Origin of the sequence: Streptomyces sp. DI166 (assembly GCF_900091315.1) — a bacterium.
In the GTDB taxonomy this organism is placed as follows: Bacteria; Actinomycetota; Actinomycetes; order Streptomycetales; family Streptomycetaceae; genus Streptomyces; species Streptomyces fuscus.
This window is the reverse complement of the sequence record NZ_FLSP01000074.1, coordinates 1-18,053: the sequence shown is the minus strand read 5'-3', so window position 1 is coordinate 18,053 and position 18,053 is coordinate 1. Positions and strand designations below refer to the sequence as shown.

15 protein-coding genes are annotated in these 18,053 nt (G+C 72.3%); 12 read left to right on the top strand and 3 right to left on the bottom strand.

The features are described from left to right. Positions 1-135 precede the first annotated feature (135 nt). The 5 genes from GA0115233_RS29200 to gatB all read left to right on the top strand — a co-directional run bounded on the left by GA0115233_RS29200 (position 136) and on the right by gatB (position 6,263). Positions 136-2,385 carry a putative bifunctional diguanylate cyclase/phosphodiesterase gene (locus tag GA0115233_RS29200; RefSeq protein ID WP_093723318.1) on the top strand — a complete coding sequence of 750 codons (2,250 nt, stop codon included), beginning with the start codon at positions 136-138 and terminating at the stop codon, positions 2,383-2,385. Positions 2,386-2,691: 306 nt separating this feature from the next. After that, the gene (gatC, locus tag GA0115233_RS29195; protein WP_030231941.1) at positions 2,692-2,988 is read left to right on the top strand and encodes an Asp-tRNA(Asn)/Glu-tRNA(Gln) amidotransferase subunit GatC; all 297 of its coding nucleotides are present in this window, start codon (positions 2,692-2,694) and stop codon (positions 2,986-2,988) included. Between the two features lie 6 nt (positions 2,989-2,994). Next, positions 2,995-4,497, top strand: a complete 1,503-nt coding sequence (gatA, locus tag GA0115233_RS29190; RefSeq protein WP_093723317.1) for an Asp-tRNA(Asn)/Glu-tRNA(Gln) amidotransferase subunit GatA — start codon at positions 2,995-2,997, stop codon at positions 4,495-4,497. Then, positions 4,494-4,733, top strand: a complete 240-nt coding sequence (locus tag GA0115233_RS29185; protein ID WP_093723316.1) for a hypothetical protein — start codon at positions 4,494-4,496, stop codon at positions 4,731-4,733. The genes gatA and GA0115233_RS29185 overlap by 4 nt, the downstream gene beginning before the upstream one ends. 15 nt (positions 4,734-4,748) lie before the next feature. After that, the gene (gatB, locus tag GA0115233_RS29180) at positions 4,749-6,263 is read left to right on the top strand and encodes an Asp-tRNA(Asn)/Glu-tRNA(Gln) amidotransferase subunit GatB (RefSeq protein WP_093723315.1); all 1,515 of its coding nucleotides are present in this window, start codon (positions 4,749-4,751) and stop codon (positions 6,261-6,263) included. 92 nt (positions 6,264-6,355) lie between these two features. Here gatB and GA0115233_RS29175 read toward each other — a convergent pair whose 3' ends face one another. Then, positions 6,356-7,480 (bottom strand): FAD-dependent oxidoreductase, encoded by a 1,125-nt coding sequence (locus GA0115233_RS29175; protein WP_093723314.1) that lies wholly within the window; start codon positions 7,478-7,480, stop codon positions 6,356-6,358. 160 nt (positions 7,481-7,640) lie between these two features. Between GA0115233_RS29175 and GA0115233_RS29170 the strand changes: the two genes are divergently transcribed. Beyond that, a complete protein-coding gene (locus GA0115233_RS29170; RefSeq protein WP_093723313.1) occupies positions 7,641-8,273 on the top strand; it encodes a TetR/AcrR family transcriptional regulator in 633 nt (210 codons plus the stop codon). Between the two features lie 39 nt (positions 8,274-8,312). Here the strand turns inward: GA0115233_RS29170 and GA0115233_RS29165 are convergent, their stop codons facing one another. Next, positions 8,313-9,119 carry a methyltransferase domain-containing protein gene (locus GA0115233_RS29165; RefSeq protein WP_093723312.1) on the bottom strand — a complete coding sequence of 269 codons (807 nt, stop codon included), beginning with the start codon at positions 9,117-9,119 and terminating at the stop codon, positions 8,313-8,315. Between the two features lie 140 nt (positions 9,120-9,259). Here GA0115233_RS29165 and GA0115233_RS41235 point away from each other — a divergent pair, with 140 nt between their 5' ends. From GA0115233_RS41235 to GA0115233_RS29130, 6 genes are all read left to right on the top strand, one after another. Then, complete coding sequence (locus GA0115233_RS41235) at positions 9,260-9,724, top strand: hypothetical protein (RefSeq protein WP_176711980.1); 465 nt, start codon at positions 9,260-9,262, stop codon at positions 9,722-9,724. A gap of 194 nt (positions 9,725-9,918) precedes the next feature. Then, positions 9,919-12,147 carry an MMPL family transporter gene (locus GA0115233_RS29150; protein ID WP_093723311.1) on the top strand — a complete coding sequence of 743 codons (2,229 nt, stop codon included), beginning with the start codon at positions 9,919-9,921 and terminating at the stop codon, positions 12,145-12,147. After that, on the top strand, positions 12,125-12,700 hold the full coding sequence (locus GA0115233_RS29145) for a GNAT family N-acetyltransferase (protein WP_093723310.1): 576 nt from the start codon (positions 12,125-12,127) through the stop codon (positions 12,698-12,700). Before GA0115233_RS29150 ends, GA0115233_RS29145 begins: the two co-directional genes overlap by 23 nt. Positions 12,701-12,735: 35 nt before the next feature. After that, positions 12,736-13,278 carry a hypothetical protein gene (locus GA0115233_RS29140; protein ID WP_093723309.1) on the top strand — a complete coding sequence of 181 codons (543 nt, stop codon included), beginning with the start codon at positions 12,736-12,738 and terminating at the stop codon, positions 13,276-13,278. Positions 13,279-13,486: 208 nt separating this feature from the next. Beyond that, a complete protein-coding gene (locus GA0115233_RS29135) occupies positions 13,487-13,672 on the top strand; it encodes a hypothetical protein (RefSeq protein ID WP_093723308.1) in 186 nt (61 codons plus the stop codon). A gap of 65 nt (positions 13,673-13,737) precedes the next feature. Continuing rightward, a complete protein-coding gene (locus tag GA0115233_RS29130) occupies positions 13,738-16,773 on the top strand; it encodes a helix-turn-helix transcriptional regulator (RefSeq protein WP_093723307.1) in 3,036 nt (1,011 codons plus the stop codon). Positions 16,774-16,783: 10 nt separating this feature from the next. Here GA0115233_RS29130 and GA0115233_RS29125 read toward each other — a convergent pair whose 3' ends face one another. Continuing rightward, positions 16,784-17,950, bottom strand: coding sequence for a PQQ-dependent sugar dehydrogenase (locus GA0115233_RS29125; protein WP_093723306.1), 1,167 nt, complete (start codon positions 17,948-17,950; stop codon positions 16,784-16,786). Positions 17,951-18,053 lie beyond the last annotated feature (103 nt).

Here is an 18,053-nt window from a genome sequence, read left to right as displayed (position 1 = left end):
CCGTGCCCAGCTGCGGTTGGGGCATTCCCTTGCTCTTGATGGGCCGGGGGACGGTTTTACCAACACGGTGCCGCTGAAGGAAGTCGGGCAGCGGACCGCGTGGCGTGGGCACCGCCGGCTGTGAGAGGGACGGGAATGGAACCGACCGAGAGCGCCGCCCCGGACTCACGGCTGCGCCTGCGCCGGGTCACCGGCGCCTGGCGGGCGAGCCGCTGGTCCGGATGGGCCGCCGCACGTCCCGGCACGGCCGGGCAGGCACCCGGTGCGGACGGCCGCGGCCCCGTGCAGCTCACCGTCGAGCCGGTCGGCCTGCCCGGGAGCGAGACCGAACGGCACCTGTCCTGGCCCGCGCTGCCCGCGGCCGTGGTCGCGGCGGCCGGCTTCGTGCTCGGCGCCGGGTTCTACCGCGCCTTCTCCGGCGACCACGCCCTCTTCCCGTCCGGCACCGTCGGCTGGTCGCTGGCGCTGCTCACCGGCATCATCGTCGGCCACCTGGTCGCCCTCGGACGGGCCCGCTGGTGGGGCGGCACCGGCTCCGGCGCCGCCCTCACCCTCGCCGTCCTGCTGCTCTACGGCTGGGTGCCGGCCGGGATGGTCAGCCTCACCGTCGTCGTCCTGGTCGGCATAGCCAGGCGCCACCGCTGGCGGCAGGGCATCCTGCACGGCTCGGTGGACATCCTCGGCATCGCCGTCGGCGCGCTGGTGCTCGCCGCGTTCGGCCGGGTGCCCTCGGTCGAGGAACCCTGGGACCCGGACACCTGGACCTTCTACACCGCCCCCGGAGTGGTGCTGGTCGCCGCCGCGTACCTCCTGGTCAGCCGCACCCTGCTGTGGTACCTGCACTCCCCGCGCACCAGGGGCCTGCCCACCGTCGCCCGCACCGCCCTGGTCAGACAGGGCCTGGTCGCGGTGGCCCTGCTCGGTATCGCCCCGCTGGTCTGCGTCGTCGCCATGGCCAAGCCGGTGCTGCTCCCGCTGTTCTCCATCCCGCTGATCGCCCTCGACTCCACGCTGTGGATAGCCCGGGCCCGCGCCGAGGAGCAACTGCGCGATCCGCTGACCGGACTGCCCAACCGGCAGTGGCTGCTGGAGCGGATCTGGACCGCGCTCGACGACGCCGAGCGGATCGGCGCCCGGTCCGCGCTGATGCTGATCGACCTCGACCGCTTCCGGTCCGTCAACGACACTCTCGGTCATCTCGCCGGTGACCGGCTGCTGCTGCAGATCGCTGACCGGCTCCGGCTGGCCCTGCCCCGCGGGGCCGAGGCCGCCCGGCTGGGGGGTGACGAGTTCGCCGTGTTACTGCCGGTCGCCGACTCCACGACCTCGGCGACCCGCGTCGCCCGCAGTCTGGTCGCCGACCTCAGCTCCCCGCTTGACCTCGACGGTCTGACGCTCGTGCTGGAGGCCAGCGCCGGAGTCGCCGTCTTCCCCGACCACGCCCTGGACGCCGAGGGCCTGCTGCGCCGCGCGGACGTGGCGATGTACCAGGCGAAGCGGGACCGCACCGGCGTGGAGGTCTACGAGTCCAAGCGGGACTCCAACACCCCGGACCGGCTCGGACTCCTCGGTGATCTGCGCCGGGCGCTGGACGCGCACGAGGTGCAGCTGCACTACCAGCCCAAGGTCCGCTTCGACGGGCAGGTGGCCGGTCTGGAGGCGCTGGTGCGCTGGGTGCACCCGGAGCGCGGCAAGGTGCCCCCGGACGAGTTCATAGCGATCGCCGAGTCCTCCGGGCTGATGCCCTACCTCACCGAGTACGTACTGGAGACCGCGCTCGGCCAGGTCGCCAAGTGGCGCGCGCAGGGGCTGTACGTCCCGGTCGCCGTCAACGTCTCCCCGCGCGATGTGCACACCCCCGGGTTCGCCGGGTCCGTCGCCGCCCGCCTGGCCCGGCACGGAGTTCCCGCGGGAGCGCTCCAACTGGAGATCACCGAGCATGTCCTGCTGGAGGACCCGCAGCGCGCCGCGGACACCCTCGCGGGGCTGACCGGGCACGGCGTGAAGATGTCCCTGGACGACTTCGGCACGGGCTACTCCTCCCTGGTCCACCTCCGCCGGCTCCCCGTCAGCGAACTGAAGATCGACCGCTCCTTCGTGGCCCGCCTCGCCGTCGACAACGAGGACGCGGAAATCGTCCGCTGCACCGTCGACCTCGCCCACTCCCTCGGCCTCCTGGTCGTCGCCGAGGGAGTGGAGGACGACGAGACCTGGGAACGCCTGCGCGACCTCGGCTGCGACGCGGTCCAGGGCTGGCTGGTCGCCGCGGCGATGCCCCCCGAGGAGACGACGGCCTGGCTCCTGGCCCGCGGTTCCCGCGGCTGGCAACGCCCGGCAGCGGCCCTGCCCGCGGCAGCGGCCGACGATCCGGGGCGGATCGGGTAGGGGGCGGTCCCAGGGTGCGACCACGCCCCCGAGCGGTGTGGTCGGCGCGGGGCCCGGTGTGGGCGGGGCGTGTCCTGGGGCCGTAGTCGAAGGTGACCGGCCGTCCCTCAGAAGTGAGCCTTCGTCCCGGTCCGGCCGTCAGCGACCGCGGCCGCCGGCACGCCTCCGCACCGCACCCCCGCCCAGCCCGAAGTCCATGCCCGGCCCCCCAGGACGCCCGCCCTCCGGAAACCGTTTCACGGGCACAGGGCCGCGCCCCATAGGATTGGGCCCAAACCACACACACTCACCCCAGAGGATCGCTGCATGCCTGGCATCACGCGCGAGGAGGTCGCCCACCTCGCCCGGCTGGCGCGTCTGGAGCTGAAGCCCGAAGAGCTTGAACACTTCGCCGGCCAGCTGGACGACATCATCGGCGCGGTGGCCCGCGTCAGCGAGGTCGCCGACCAAGACGTACCGCCGACCTCGCACCCGCTCCCGCTGACGAACGTCATGCGCCCGGACGAGGTCCGTCCCTCGCTCACCCCCGAGCAGGCGCTCTCCGGCGCCCCGGCCCAGGAGCAGCAGCGTTTCAAGGTGCCGCAGATCCTGGGGGAGGACTAAACCGCCATGACGGACAACGTCAACATCATCAAGCTCACCGCCGCCGAGACCGCCGCGAAGATCGCTTCCGGTGAACTCACGGCCGTGCAGGTCACCGAGGCGCACCTGGCCCGGATCGAGGCCGTCGACGAGAAGGTGCACGCCTTCCTGTACGTCGACCGCGAGGGCGCCCTCGCCCAGGCGCGCGCCGTCGACGAGAAGCGGGCCCGGGGCGAGAAGCTCGGTCCGCTCGCGGGCGTCCCCCTCGCGCTGAAGGACATCTTCACCACCGAGGGCATCCCCACCACCGTCGGCTCCAAGATCCTGGAGGGGTGGATCCCGCCGTACGACGCCACCCTCACCAAGCGCCTGAAGGCCGCCGACGTCGTCATCCTCGGCAAGACCAACATGGACGAGTTCGCCATGGGGTCCTCCACCGAGAACAGCGCGTACGGCCCGACCGGCAACCCCTGGGACCTCACCAAGATCCCCGGCGGCTCCGGCGGCGGTTCCTCCGCCGCGCTCGCCTCCTTCCAGGCGCCCCTCGCGATCGGCACCGACACCGGCGGCTCCATCCGCCAGCCGGCCGCCGTCACCGGCACGGTCGGTGTGAAGCCGACCTACGGGGCCGTGTCCCGGTACGGCATGGTCGCCTTCTCCAGCTCGCTGGACCAGGGCGGACCGTGTGCCCGTACCGTCCTCGACGCGGCTCTGCTGCACGAGGTCATCGCCGGGCACGACCCGATGGACTCCACCTCCATCGACGCCCCCGTCCCGCCGGTCGTCGAGGCCGCCCGCAACGGCAGCGTCCAGGGCATGCGCGTCGGCGTCGTCAAGCAGTTCCGCGGCGAGGGCTACCAGGCCGGTGTCATCCAGCGCTTCGACGAGTCCGTCGCCCTGCTGAAGGACCTCGGCGCCGAGATCGTCGAGCTGGACTGCCCGTCCTTCGACCTGGCGCTCTCCGCGTACTACCTGATCGCGCCCTCGGAGTGCTCCTCCAACCTCGCCCGCTTCGACGGCCTGCGCTACGGCCTGCGGACCGGCGACGACGGCACGCACTCCGCCGAGGAGGTCACCTCCCTGACCCGCGAGGCCGGCTTCGGCCCCGAGGTCAAGCGCCGCATCATGCTCGGCACCTACGCCCTCAGCTCCGGCTACTACGACGCCTACTACGGCTCCGCCCAGAAGGTCCGCACCCTCATCACGCGGGACTTCGAGAAGGCCTTCGAGCAGGTCGACGTGATCGTCTCGCCGACCACCCCCACCACCGCCTTCGCGATCGGCGAGCGCGCCGACGACCCGATGGCGATGTACCTCGCGGACCTGTGCACCATCCCCACCAACCTCGCGGGCAACGCGGCCATGTCGCTGCCCTGCGGTCTGGCCCCGGAGGACAACCTCCCGGTCGGCCTGCAGATCATCGCCCCGGCGATGCAGGACGACCGCCTGTACAAGGTGGGCGCCGCGGTCGAGGCCGCCTTCGTGGAAAGGTGGGGCCACCCGCTCCTGGAGGAGGCTCCGTCGCTGTGAGTGCACTGTCCAAGGCCAAGGGCTTCAAGAAGTCCCGTTCCGGTCTCTACGTCTCGATGGCCACCTCGGCGTTCGGCGCCGTCGGTGTCTACAAGCAGATCAAGAAGGCCCGTGGCGACAACGACACGCTGCGGCTGCTCGACGCCGTGGTGACCGGCGCCGCGGTCGTCACCAACCTCGCCATTCTCTACCGCGAGCTGAAGCGGCTGGGCGACGACGACGTCCTGCTGGGCTGAGAGGGAAGTTTCACCGTGACCACCACGACCGACCTGGTGTCGTACGAGGACGCGCTGGCGTCGTACGACCCCGTCATGGGCCTTGAGGTCCATGTCGAACTCGGCACCAAGACCAAGATGTTCTGCGGCTGTTCGACGGCCCTCGGTCAGGACGCCAACACCCAGACCTGCCCGGTCTGCCTCGGCCTGCCCGGCGCTCTCCCGGTCGTCAACGCGACCGGCGTCGAGTCCGCCATCAAGATCGGCCTCGCGCTGAACTGCGAGATCGCCGAATGGTGCCGTTTCGCCCGGAAGAACTACTTCTATCCGGACATGCCGAAGAACTTCCAGACCTCCCAGTACGACGAGCCGATCGCCTTCAACGGCTACCTCGACGTGCAGTTGGAGGACGGCGAGGTCTTCCGCGTGGAGATCGAGCGCGCCCACATGGAGGAGGACACCGGCAAGTCGACGCACGTCGGCGGTGCTACCGGCCGCATCCACGGCGCCTCGCACTCGCTGCTGGACTACAACCGCGCGGGCATCCCGCTCATCGAGATCGTCACCAAGCCGATCGTCGGTGCCGGCGAGCGCGCCCCCGAGGTGGCCCGCGCCTACGTGCGTGAGCTGCGCGAGCTCATCCGTGCCCTCGGTGTCTCCGAGGCCCGCATGGAGATGGGTCAGATGCGCTGCGACGTGAACCTGTCGCTGATGCCCAAGGGCAGCGACAAGTTCGGCACCCGCAGCGAGACCAAGAACGTCAACTCGCTGCGCTCCGTGGAGCGTGCCGCCCGCTTCGAGATCCAGCGGCACGCGGCCGTGCTGTCCTCCGGCGGCACGATCGTGCAGGAGACCCGCCACTTCCACGAGGACACCGGGAGCACCACCTCGGGCCGCGTGAAGGAGGAGGCGGAGGACTACCGCTACTTCCCGGAGCCGGACCTGGTGCCGGTCGCCCCGTCCCGCGAGTGGGTCGAGGAACTGCGCGCCGGTCTGCCGGAGCTGCCGCTGGTGCGCCGCAACCGGCTGCGCGAGGAGTGGGGCATCTCCGGCACCGACATGCAGGCGATCCTCAACGCCGGTGCGCTGGACCTGATCGTCGCCACCATCGACGCCGGTGCCGACGCCGCCTCCGCCCGCAAGTGGTGGATGGGCGAACTGGCGCGCAGCGCCAACGAGTCCGGCAAGGCACTGGACGAGCTGGCGATCACCCCGGCGCAGGTCGCCCGGGTGACCGAGCTGGTCGCGAAGGGTGACCTGAACGACAAGCTGGCCCGTCAGGTCATCGAGGGCGTTCTCGCGGGCGAGGGCACCCCGGACGAGGTCGTCGACAAGCGCGGCCTGAAGGTCGTCTCCGACGAGGGCGCGCTCACCGCGGCCGTCGACGAGGCCATCGCCGGGAACCCGGGCATCGCGGACAAGATCCGCGGTGGCAAGGTGGCCGCGGCCGGCGCCCTGGTCGGCGCGGTCATGAAGGCGACCCGCGGTCAGGCCGACGCGGCCCGTGTCAAGGAGCTGATCCTGGAGAAGCTCGGCGTCAGCGAGGGCTGATACGGAAACCGTCGAAGGGGTGCACCGGCATCGGTGCACCCCTTTGTCGTGCCCGTCGACGGTCAGGTCCTGTTATTCGTGCCTGTCGACGGTCAGGACCGGGCGAAGTCCGGCAGCTCGGTGGAGATCAGCCCGTCGACAGCGCCGTCGAGCAGCCGGGCCGTCTCCGTGGAGCGGGGGAGCATGGTGCTCTCGTAGGCGCGGAGCGCTTCGGCGACGGTGTCGTGGCGGGCCAGGGCGAGGGCGAGTTCGCAGGCGTCCAGCATGGCGAGGTTGACGCCGACGCCGAGCGGGGGCATGAGGTGGGCGGCGTCGCCGAGCAGGGTGACCGTGGGGTCGGGTTCCCAGGTGTGCGGGACGGGCAGGGCGAAGATCGGGCGGTCGACGTAGGGGCCGTCGTTGTCGCTGATCATCCGGCGCAGCCGGGGCGACCAGTCGCGGTAGCGCTCCAGGAGGCGGGTCCGGATGCCGTCGGTGTCCTGTGGGGTGAGGCCCTCGGCGGTGATCCAGTCGGCCGGGGCGCGCTGGATGAGGTACACGCGGATGTGGTCGCCGCCGTTGCGCTGGGCGAACAGGCCGCGCTCGCCGTCGGCCGCGGCGGCGCTGCCCTGGCCGACGAGTTCGGCGATCTCGGGGTGGCGGTCGGTGACGTCGTGGAACCAGGCCTCCAGGAAGCTCACGCCGGTGTACCGCGGGGTGGCCGGGGACAGTGCCCGGCGGACCCGGGACCAGGCGCCGTCGGCGCCGATGACGAGGTCGCACTCCACGCTGGTGCCGTTGGCGAAGCGCAGTCGGCGGGGGCCTTCGGCGGGGCCGTCGACGGAGTGCAGGGTGTGGCCCCAGCGCACGGTGCCGGGCTCCAGCGAGTCGAGCAGCAGGGCGCGCAGGCGGCCGCGGTCGATCTCGGGCTTGAAGCGCTCGTCCGGTTCGGGGAGGTGGTGGAAGAGGACCGTGCCGGCCGGGTCGAACTGGCGCATCTCCTGTCCTTCGGGGCGGGAAAGCCGGAAGAACTCATCCAACAGCCCTGCCTCGCGCAGGGCTGTCTGTCCGTTGTCGGCGTGCAGATCGAGGGTGCCGCCCTGGTCGCGGGCGTCGGGGCCGGGGTCGCGGTCGTGGACGGTGACGGCGATGCCGTGCCGCTGGAGGATGCGGGCGCAGGTCAGGCCGCCGGGACCGGCGCCGACGATGGCGATGCGGGGTGCGGGGGTCGGGGTCATGGCGTGCTCCATTCGTCGCATGGGTGACGGAGGTGAAGAGAAAAGGGAAATGGGGCGGCCGGGCAGTGCCGCGCAGCCGCCACTTCAGAAAAGCACACCGACTAAATAAGTGCAACGACTCAACTTTTGAAGTCGCTCAACCTCGGGGTAAGGTGTGGGCATGCCCAGCCCGACCATCGACACCGATTCCGCTGCGACCGGTTCGGCGCCCGCGCCGATGGGGCGCCGCGAACGCAAGAAGGCCGCCACGCGTCAGGCCATCGCCGACGCCGCCCTGCGCCTGTTCCTGGAGCGCGGGTACGACGCGGTCAGCGTCCGCGAGATCGCGGACGCCGCCGATGTCTCCACCACCACGCTGTTCAAGCACTTCCCGGTCAAGGAGGCCCTCGTCTTCGACGAGGACGCCGAGCGGGAGGCGCATTTGCTCGCCGCCGTGCGGGAGCGGCCCGAGGGACAGTCCGTCCCCGCGGCGCTGCGTGAGCACGCACTCAGCGCCCGGCTGGCCTCCGCGGGCGGGGACGCCCGGTTCGCCGCCTTCCTCGAACTGGCGGCCAGCACCCCCGCGCTGCGCGACTACGGCCAGAAGATGTGGCTGCGGCACGCCACCGCCCTCGCCCGGGTCATCGCCGAGGAGAGCGGCCTGGCCCCGGACGACCCGGCGTGCACGGCCCTGGCCCACTTCGCCCTGGAAGTCCCCCGCGTCGCCTACGCCCACGAGGACCCGCGCCAGGCCATCACCAGGGCGTTCGAGCTCCTGGAGCACGGCTGGACCGCGCTCACCCGCGAAGGCTGAGGGCCCGGGGGGCCCGTAAACGCCGGGGGCCCGGGGGTCCTACAACCGTCGCCCGACCACTCGTACGAACCCCAGCGCCCGCCCCTCGTCGGCGCGTACCATCTCGCCGACCCGGCGGGCCATCGTGCGGTGGAACTCCTCGGGGCTCTCCTCGGCGACGACCTCGCACCACAGCAGCCAGTCCCGCCAGCCGTCCTCCAGCCAGTCCGCCGTCTCCACCTCGACGGCGCCGCTGCGCGTCCAGTGGCGGCGCCACCAGCCGGGGGAGTGGAAGCACCAGTAGTCCGGCTCCCACCACTGCTTCAGATGCTCCGGCGGCTCCACACCGTCGATCTCCTCGCGCAGCGCCGGTACGACGATGCCGACCCGCCCGCCCGGCTTCAGCAGCCGGGTGAGGGTGGGCAGGTAGAGGTCGTTCGTACCGAAGTACTGGTAGGCGTCGACGCTGACGATCGCGTCGAAGCTCGCCTCGGCGAACGGCAGGTCGTGCGCCTCGGTGTGCACGGGCAGCACCCGGTCGGCGAAACCGGCCTCGGCGATGCGCCGGGCGTTGTCGTCCGCGGCGATCCACAGGTCGGCCGCGGTGACCTGGGCGTGGTACTCCCGGGCCAGGAAGACCGACGTCATCGCCCGGCCGCAGCCGAGGTCGAGGACGCGGGCGCCGGGGGGAAGGGCGTCCAGACCCAGGGCGGGCGCCAGCCACTCCAGCAGCCACAGGGCGTTCGGGCCCATCTGGTTCTCGACGACCCAGCGGGCGTCGTAGGCGTTGCTGCGCGGGTAGCGGGCGTGGGTCAGCCGCTCGGTGAGTGCCTGGTCAGAGGCGCTCGGGGTGATGGTGTCCGACATCGGTGAACGGGCTCCTTGAGTCCTGGAAGACGGAAAGGGATACGGAGGAGCTCGCTCCGACGCTCAAACAACACACCTGCTTCGATCATGGACCGGACGGGTTCCGGCCGCTTCGACGGGACACGCTACGCTCGCCCGCCATGAGCGGTCGCACCAATTCCGAGAACCCCGGGGACATAGCCGAGACCGAGCAGGCCGAGCATGCGGACCTGACCGAGGAGGCCGGTTCGGACGGCGAGGCGGATCTGGTCGACGAGGCCGCCCTGGACGGCGAGGCGGATCCGGTCGACGAGGCCGCCCCGGACGACGCCCCGGACGACGACCCGGATGACGAGGCAGACGACGACCCGGACGAGGTGCCGGACGCCCGGCGGGCCCGCTGGACCGCCGCCGCGGCCGGGGCGCTGCTGACCCTGGCCGGCCTCGCCGCCGCCACCCTGCGCGCCACCGGCTCCGCCCCGGCGCTCGTCCCCGCCGCCTACGCCCTCGGCGCCCTCGTCTGCGCCCTCGCCGCCCTGCTCGGCTCCCGGGGACGCACCCGCAGGGCGCTGTGGCTGCTGGTCGGGGGTGTGACCGTGATGGCGTTCGGGGACCAGTTCGACTGACCTGACACGGCGGCCGTTACTGTCCTGTGATCTGCCTCCCACTCCTGTGAATAAGCCCACGAACGGGCTAAACGATCACTTTCACCTGCAAGAGTGGACTCCGCATTGCTCATGCGTTCTTTGCTCGCCGTTCATCCCATGAGCGACTGAACCCGGTCAAAGATCCATAGTCCCCACCCCCCGGGAGCACGTTCGTGGCAGCCCTCGCACGCTGGTGTGTCCAGCGCCGCCTTGTCGCCGTACTGCTGTGGCTCCTCGCCCTCGGCGGGGTGAGCGCCGCGGCCGCCGTCACGGGTTCCGCGTACTCCAACGACTACGAGGTCGCCGGCACCGAGTCCGGCCGCGCCACCCAGCTCCTGCGCGACGGCTTCCCCGACCTCGGCGGCGACAGCGACACGATCGTCTGGCACACCGACTCCGGCACCGTGCGGGCCGCCGACGTCCAGCAGACGATGGACCGCACCCTGGAGAAGATCGCCGAACTGCCCGGCGTGGCCGCCGTGTCCGGCGCGTCCGACGACAGCGGAGCCGCCCAGGTCAGCGCGGACGGACGGACCGCCTACGCCACCGTGACCTTCGAGGACCGGGCCGAGAACATCGACCCGGGCGAGGTCCGGGCCGTCGTCGACACCGCCAAGGACGCCGGGACCGACGGGCTCCAGGTGGAGCTCGGCGGCAGCGCCGTCGCCCTCACCGAGTCCTCCGGCGGGCACCTCGCCGAGGTGGTCGGAGTGGCCGTCGCCGCGGTGGTCCTCTTCCTCGCCTTCGGCTCCCTCGCCGCCTCCCTGCTGCCCATCGCCACCGCCCTGGTCAGCGTCGGCACCGCCTACGCGGGCACCGTGCTGCTCGGCCACGCCATGACGCTGGCCGACTTCGCGCCGATGCTCGGCATGCTGATCGGACTCGGCGTCGGTATCGACTACGCCCTGTTCATCGTCACCCGGCACCGGCGCGGACTGAAGCGCGGACTGCCCGTCACCGAGTCCATCACCAACGCCGTCGCGACCACCGGACGGGCGGTCGTGTTCGCGGGTGCCACCGTTTGCATCGCCCTGCTGGGCATGCTGATCCTGCGGCTGAACTTCCTCAACGGCGTCGCGATAGCCGCCTCGCTGACCGTGGTGCTCACCGTCGCGGCCTCCGTGACCCTGCTGCCCGCCCTGCTCTCCTTCATCGGCATGCGCGCACTGAGCCGCCGCGAACGCCGCCGGCTCACCGAGCACGGCCCCGAACCGGAGGTGCCGACCGGGTTCGCCGCCCGCTGGTCGGCCTTCGTCGAACGCCACCCCAAGCTGCTCGGCGCCCTCGCCCTCGCCGTCATCACCCTGCTCGCCCTGCCCACGCTCTCCCTGCGCCTGGGCACCTCCGACCAGGGCAACAACCCCGAGACCGCCACCACCCGGCAGGCCTACGACCTGCTCGCCGACGGCTTCGGCCCCGGCGTCAACGGCCCGCTGACCCTGGTCACCGAGGTCGACAGCGGCGACGACCGGCTCGCCCTGGAAGGCCTCGACGCCACGCTCCGGTCCACCGAGGGCGTCGCCTCCGCGACCCCGGTGACCTTCAACGCCTCCGGCGACACCGCCTACCTCACGCTCGTCCCCGAGTCCTCGCCGCAGTCCCAGCAGACGAGCGACCTCGTCGAACGGCTGCGCACCGAGGTGCTGCCCCGCGCCGAGACCGGCACCTCCCTCGACATCCAGGTCGGCGGCGTCACCGCGGGCTACGACGACTTCGCCGACGTCATCGTCGGCAAGCTGCCCCTGTTCGTGGGCGTCGTCGTCGGCCTCGGCTGTCTGCTGCTCCTGCTCGCCTTCCGGTCCGTCGGCATCCCGCTCAAGGCCGCCGCGATGAACGTCGCCGCCGTGGCCGCCGCCTTCGGCGTCGTCGTCGCGATCTTCCAGTGGGGCTGGGGCAGCGAACTGCTCGGCCTCGGCCGCGCCGGGCCCATCGAGCCCTTCCTCCCCGTGATCATGGTGTCCGTGCTGTTCGGGCTCTCCATGGACTACCAGGTGTTCCTGGTCAGCCGGATGTACGAGGAGTGGCTGGAGACCGGCGACAACCGGCGCGCCGTGCGCATCGGGCTCGCCGAGACCAGCCGCGTGATCAACTCCGCCGCGGTCATCATGATCTCGGTCTTCCTCGCCTTCGTGCTCAGCGGCGACCGCGTGATCGCCATGTTCGGCATCGCGCTCGCCGCCGCCGTCGCCCTGGACGCCTTCGTCCTGCGCACCCTGCTCGTCCCCGCCCTCATGCACCTCCTCGGCGGCGCCAACTGGTGGCTGCCCCGCTGGCTGGACGCACGGCTGCCGCGGATCAGCATCGAGCCGCCCGAGTGCCGCGCCGCCCATGAGAGGCTGGCCCACGTCGTGGAGGAGTTCGACGAGGAGCGGCGGGACGATGTACGCGATATCGCTGGGTGACGACGGCGCCGAACTGCGCCCCCTGGAGCCCTGGCACGCCGAGGACTTCCTGGCCCACCTGGAACGCGGCCGGGACTTCATCAACCAGTACATCCCCTTCGCCGCCAAGGCCACCGACCCCACCGGCGCCCGCGCGGTCCTCCAGCGCTACGCCGACATGCGCGCCGCCGACACCGGCTCGCTGCACGGCCTGTGGCTGGACGGCAAGCTCGTCGGCGGGGTGCTGTTCCTGAACTTCGACGCCGAGGCCGGCAACTGCGAGATCGGCTGCTGGCTGGAGCCCGCCGGAACCGGCCGCGGGCTCGTCACCCGCGCCTCGCGGGTCCTGCTGGACTGGGCGTTCGGCGAACGCGGCATGCACCGGGTGGAATGGCACGCGGCGAGCGCCAACACCGCCAGCGTCAACGTGGCGCGGCGGCTCGGCATGACCCGCGAGGGCGTGCAGCGCGAGAGCTTCCCCCACCGGGGCGTGCGCCTCGACATGGAGATCTGGGCGATCCTGGCCCCCGAGTGGCCCGCGGCCCGCGCGCGACTCGCTCACAACGATCATTAAGAAACCTCTCAGAGAGCCTCCGTACGGTGCGAGACATGGGAACGAAGACAGTGGACGAGACGAAGACCGCCGAAGAGCTGGAGGCCGTCGCGGCCACCGACCCCGAGGACACCGAAGCCACCGCCGACGCCGAGACCGGCCCGGACAGCGGCGACGAGCCGAAGTCCGACGCACCGGAGGGCTCCTCCTTCGTCGGCCAGGGCGCCGCCGCGGTCGTCTCCGCCGCGCTCGGCCTGGTGTCCCTGACCGGCGGCTGGATCGGCACCGTCGCCGCCGCGCGGGAGACCCTCATCGGCCAGCTGGAGACCTCCTCCAGCGCCAGCGTCGCCACCCAGATCGACCGGGTCTACGGCAACGCCTGGCAGGCCACCGCATTCTGGGCCGGCGCCTTCGCCCTCGTCGCCCTGATCGTCGGCGTCCTCACGCTGGCCAGGCCCGCCTTCGGCGTCCCCGGCAAGCCGCAGCCCGTCTGGATCAAGTCGGTCTCCTGGGCGGGCGTCGCCCTCGGCGTGATCGGCCTGCTGATGGCCGTACTGAAGTACACCGACCTCCTGCTCGGGCTGCCCTCCGCACCCTGAAACACCGCAGGTCCTGAGGGGTCTTAGGGAATCCGTGAGCACCTTACGGACGCCTTGGGGCCCCTCGCCCGCGTCTAAGGCCCCCGGTGCCGCCGAAGATGCGGAACTCTCCCGATGTGGCCGACCCCCCTGGCGGACGAGAGTTGAGGCATCGCAGGGAGCGAAACCCTCGCAGCCCGCGAAACCAACTCTCATCAGGGGGAACATCATGTTCGAGTTCGAGCTTCACCAGCTGCGCTCCGCCGACCTGATCCGCGAGGCGGACAACGAGCGCCTGGCCCGCGAGGCCGTACGCAGCCGCCGCGCCGCCCGCCGGGAAGCCGCCCGACGGGCCGCCGAGGGCGAGGTGCACAGCGTCCGCCGCGGCCGTCCGCGCACCGCCCGCACCGCGTGACCACGACTGGCCTGACGGCGGGAGCCCCCGGGAAAACCGGTGCCCCGCCGTCAGTGCCGCATGCGATGCTCTGGCCCGTGGAGACCCAGTTCGTCAGCCCGGTGTTCGTCGGCCGCACCGAGGAGTTGCAGGCCCTGAAGGACGCGCTCGCCCGCGCCGACGCGGGCGAGCCCCAGGCGCTGCTGCTCGGCGGCGAGGCCGGGGTCGGCAAGACCCGGCTCGTCGAGGAGTTCGCCCAGCACGCCGTCCGCGCCGGGGCCGTCGTCGCGCTCGGCGGCTGCGTCGAGATCGGCGCCGACGGGCTGCCCTACGCCCCCTTCTCCACCGCGTTGCGCGCCCTGCGCCACGAACTGCCCGCCGAACTCGCCGACGCCGCCCAGGGCCAGGAGGAGGACCTCGCCCGGCTGCTGCCCGAACTCGGCACCACCGCCACCGGCCGGTACGACGACGAGAACGGCATCGCCCGCCTCTTCGAACTCACCGCCCGCCTGCTGGAACGCGTCTCCGCCGACCGCACCGTCGTCCTCGCCCTGGAGGACCTGCACTGGGCCGACGCCTCCACCCGCCACCTGCTGGCCTACCTGCTGCGCACCCTGCGCACCGGCCGACTGGTCGTCCTCGCCACCTACCGCGCCGACGACATCCACCGCCGCCACCCGCTGCGCCCCCTGCTCGCCGAACTCGACCGGCTGCGCACCGTCCGCCGGATCGAACTCGGCCGCTTCACCCGCGCCGAGGTCGGCCGCCAGATCGCCGGGATCCTGGCCGCCGAACCCGACCCCGCCCAGGTCGACGCGATCTTCGAACGCTCCGACGGAAACGCCTTCTTCGTCGAGGAACTCGCCGTCGCCTCCCACGAGGGCTGCGCCGCCCAACTCACCGACACCCTGCGCGATCTGCTCCTGGTGCGCGTCGAGGCGCTGCCCGAGACCGCCCAGCGTGTCGCCCGGATCGTCGCCGAGGGCGGCTCCACCGTGGAGTACCGGCTGCTCGCCGCCGTCGCCGGGCTCCCCGAGGACGACCTCATCGAGGCCCTGCGCGCCGCCGTCAACGCCAGCATCCTCACCCCCGCCCCCGGCGGCGACGGCTACCGCTTCCGGCACTCCCTGGTCCGCGAGGCGGTCGGCGACGACCTGCTGCCCGGCGAACGCTCCCGCCTCAACCGCGCCTACGCCGAAGCCCTCCAGGCCGACCCCGGCCTGGTCCCCGCCGACGTACTCGTCATGCGCCTGGCCAGCTACTGGTACCACGCCAACGACCCCGCCAAGGCCCTGCCCGCCGTCCTGGACGCCTCCGTCGCGGCTCGCCGCCGGCACGCCCACTCCGAGCAACTGCGGCTCCTGGAACGGGCCATGGAGCTGTGGGACGCCGTGCCCGAGGACGTACGGGCCACCCTGCGCCCCGTCGACTACACCGAGGTCTACCCGCCCTGCGGCTGCGACCCCGACACCAAGGCCCTGAGCTACCTCGACCTGATGGCCGAGGCCGCCGTCGCCGGACGCCTGTGCGGGGAGCGGGAACGCGCACTGAAGATCACCAAGCGGGCGCTGCGCCTGCTGGAAGGGGAGGGCGACCCGCTGCGGGCCGCCTGGTTCTGGATCCAGCGGGCCCGGCTGATCCAGGCCCAGGCCCGCGGCGACGGCTGGCAGGAGATCGCCACCGCCCAGGAACTGGTCCGCGGCACACCCCCGTCCGAGGTGCACGCCGAAGTACTGGCCACCGTGGCCTCCTGGGCCATGGTCCGCTCACCCGGCCCCGAGGCCATGACGGCGGCCGAACGCGCCGTCGAGTACGCGCGCATGGTCGGCGCCACCGAGATCGAGCTGAACGCCCGCCTCACCCTCGGCGGCCTCCTCGTCGAGGCCGGGGAAGGCGGGACCGGGCTCGCCGTGATGAAGGAGGTGCGCGAGCAGTCCCTGGCTCTCGGAGTGCCGTCCGTGATCGGCCGCAGCCATATCAACCTGGGCTCCGTGCTCGTCGGCGTCGGGCGCGCCGAGGAGGCGCTCGACGTCCTCCAGGACGGGCTGCGGATCACCAGGGAGCGCGGCCTGCGCGACTCCGAGGCCTGGATCTGGGCCAACCTCGCCGAGGCGCTGATCTGCCTGGGCCGCTGGGACGAGGCCGTCGAGGCCGCCGACAGCGCCCGGCGCACGGGACAGGTCGCCAAGCCGCGCGGCTGCGCCGCCCACTGCCTGGGCACCATCGCGCTCGCCCGTGGGCAACTGGCGGACGCCGCCCGCCACTTGGCCGACGCCCGCGCCTCCTACGGCACCCACGACCCCATGCCGCAGAACAACCTGCCCGTCACCCGGCTGGCCATCGCCCTCGCCGCGGCCGAGGGCCGCCTCCTCGACGCCCGCGCCGAACTCACCCGCACCCTCGACACCGGCTTCCAGCCCGGCACCCAGCGCTACGCCTGGCCCGTACTGCTCGACGCCGCCGTCGCCGAGGCCGACGCCCGCACCCTGCCCGTCGCCCAGGACGGCCGCGCCGAGACCCTGGAGCGGCTGTTCACCGCGGTGAAGACCCTCACCACCGACGCCCCGATCTGGCACGCCTACGACCAGTGGACCCGCGCCGAACTGCGCCGGGCCGGGGGAGAGACGCCCGTCGACCTGTGGTCGGCGGTGGTCGCCGCCTTCGAACAGCTCCAACGCCCCTACGACCTGGCCCGCGTCCGCCACCGGCTCGCCGAGGCCCTGCTGACCACGGGCGGCGAGGAGGACCGCGCCCCGGCCGCGGAACTGCTGCGCCTCGCCCACGCGGTCGCCGAGCACCTGGGCGCCCGCCCCCTGGCCGACGAGGTCACCTCGCTCGCCCAGCGGGCCCGGCTGCCGCTGACCGCGGAGGCGTCGCCGCGCCCCGCCGCCGACGGCCTCGGGCTGACCACCCGCGAGCACGACGTCCTGCGCCTGGTCTCGGCCGGGCGCACCAACCGGCAGATAGCCGAGGAACTGTTCATCTCCCCGAAGACCGCCAGCGTTCACGTCTCCAACATCCTCGCCAAGCTCGGCGTCGCGGGCCGCGGGGAGGCCGCGGCGGTCGCCCACCGGCTGGGCCTGTTCACGACGGAGGACGGGGAGCGGGTCGGCGCGGGATAGTGCCGACGGGCTACTGCACCTGCACCTCCAGGATCCGGTCGTCCGTGCCCTCCGGGTCGCCCCGGCCGTCCGTATTGCTGGTGACCACCCACAGCTTGTCGCCGCCTGCCGGCACCACTGTCCGCAGCCGCCCGTACTCGCCCTCCAGGAAGGCCTGCGGTTCCGCCGCGGCCTCGGTGCCCTTCAGCGGGATGCGCCACAGGCGCTGGCCCCTCAGACCCACCATCCAGATGGAGCCCTCGGCGTGGGCTATGCCGCTGGGGGAGGCCTCGTCGGTGCTCCACTGGGCTATCGGGTTGTGGAAGTCCGGGTCGTCGGACCTGCCCTCGACCTCGGGCCAGCCGTAGTTGTCGCCCGGCTTGATCGCGTTCAGCTCGTCCCAGGTGTCCTGGCCGAACTCCGAGGCGAACAGGCGCTGCCGGTCGTCCCAGGCCAGGCCCTGCACATTGCGGTGGCCGTAGGAGTAGACGGGGGAGTCGGGGAAGGGGTTGCCCGGGGCGGGTTCGCCCTCCGGGGTCAGGCGCAGGATCTTGCCGCCGAGGGACTCCTTGTCCTGGGACAACCCCTTCTCACCGCTCTCGCCGGTGCCCGCGTACAGCATCTTGTCCGGGCCGAACGCGATCCGGCCGCCGTTGTGGACGAAGCCCTTGGGGATGCCCCGGAAGACCGTGTCGGGCGCGCCCAGCTGCTCACCGGCGGGCTTGGCCTCGTCGTAGAGCATGCGCACGATGCGGTTGTCCGAGGCGGAGGTGAAGTACGCGTAGACCATGTGGTCCGAGGCGTAGTCCGGGGACAGCGCGAGCCCCATCAGACCGCCCTCCCCGGCCGGGGACACCCCGGGCACCTCGCCCAGCTCGGTCTTCTTGCCGGTCTTCGCGTCGACCCGAGTGATCGTCCCCTCGTCACGGGACGAGACGAGCAGATCCCCGTCGGGCAGCGGGGCCAGCCCCCAGGGCGTCTCCAGACCCTCGGCGACGGTGCGCACGACCTTGGCCGACCCCTTGGCGGGAGCGGCCTCCTCGGTCGCGGCGGGGGAGGATGCCGGCGCCGAGTCCGTCGGCGCCCTGCTCTCACCGCCCCCGGCCGCACCGCCGTCCCCGTCGTCGGAACACCCGGCCGTCAGCAGAAGCGCGGCCGCGGCCAGTACGGCCGACACAGCTCGACGTTGCACGATCATGGTCCCTTCGACGCGCCCGACTCCTACCTGTCATACACCGCTCGCGCCCCACAGGTTCCCGATCAAGAAATCCCGAACCACGGCGCCCGGCCGGAGCCCGTCC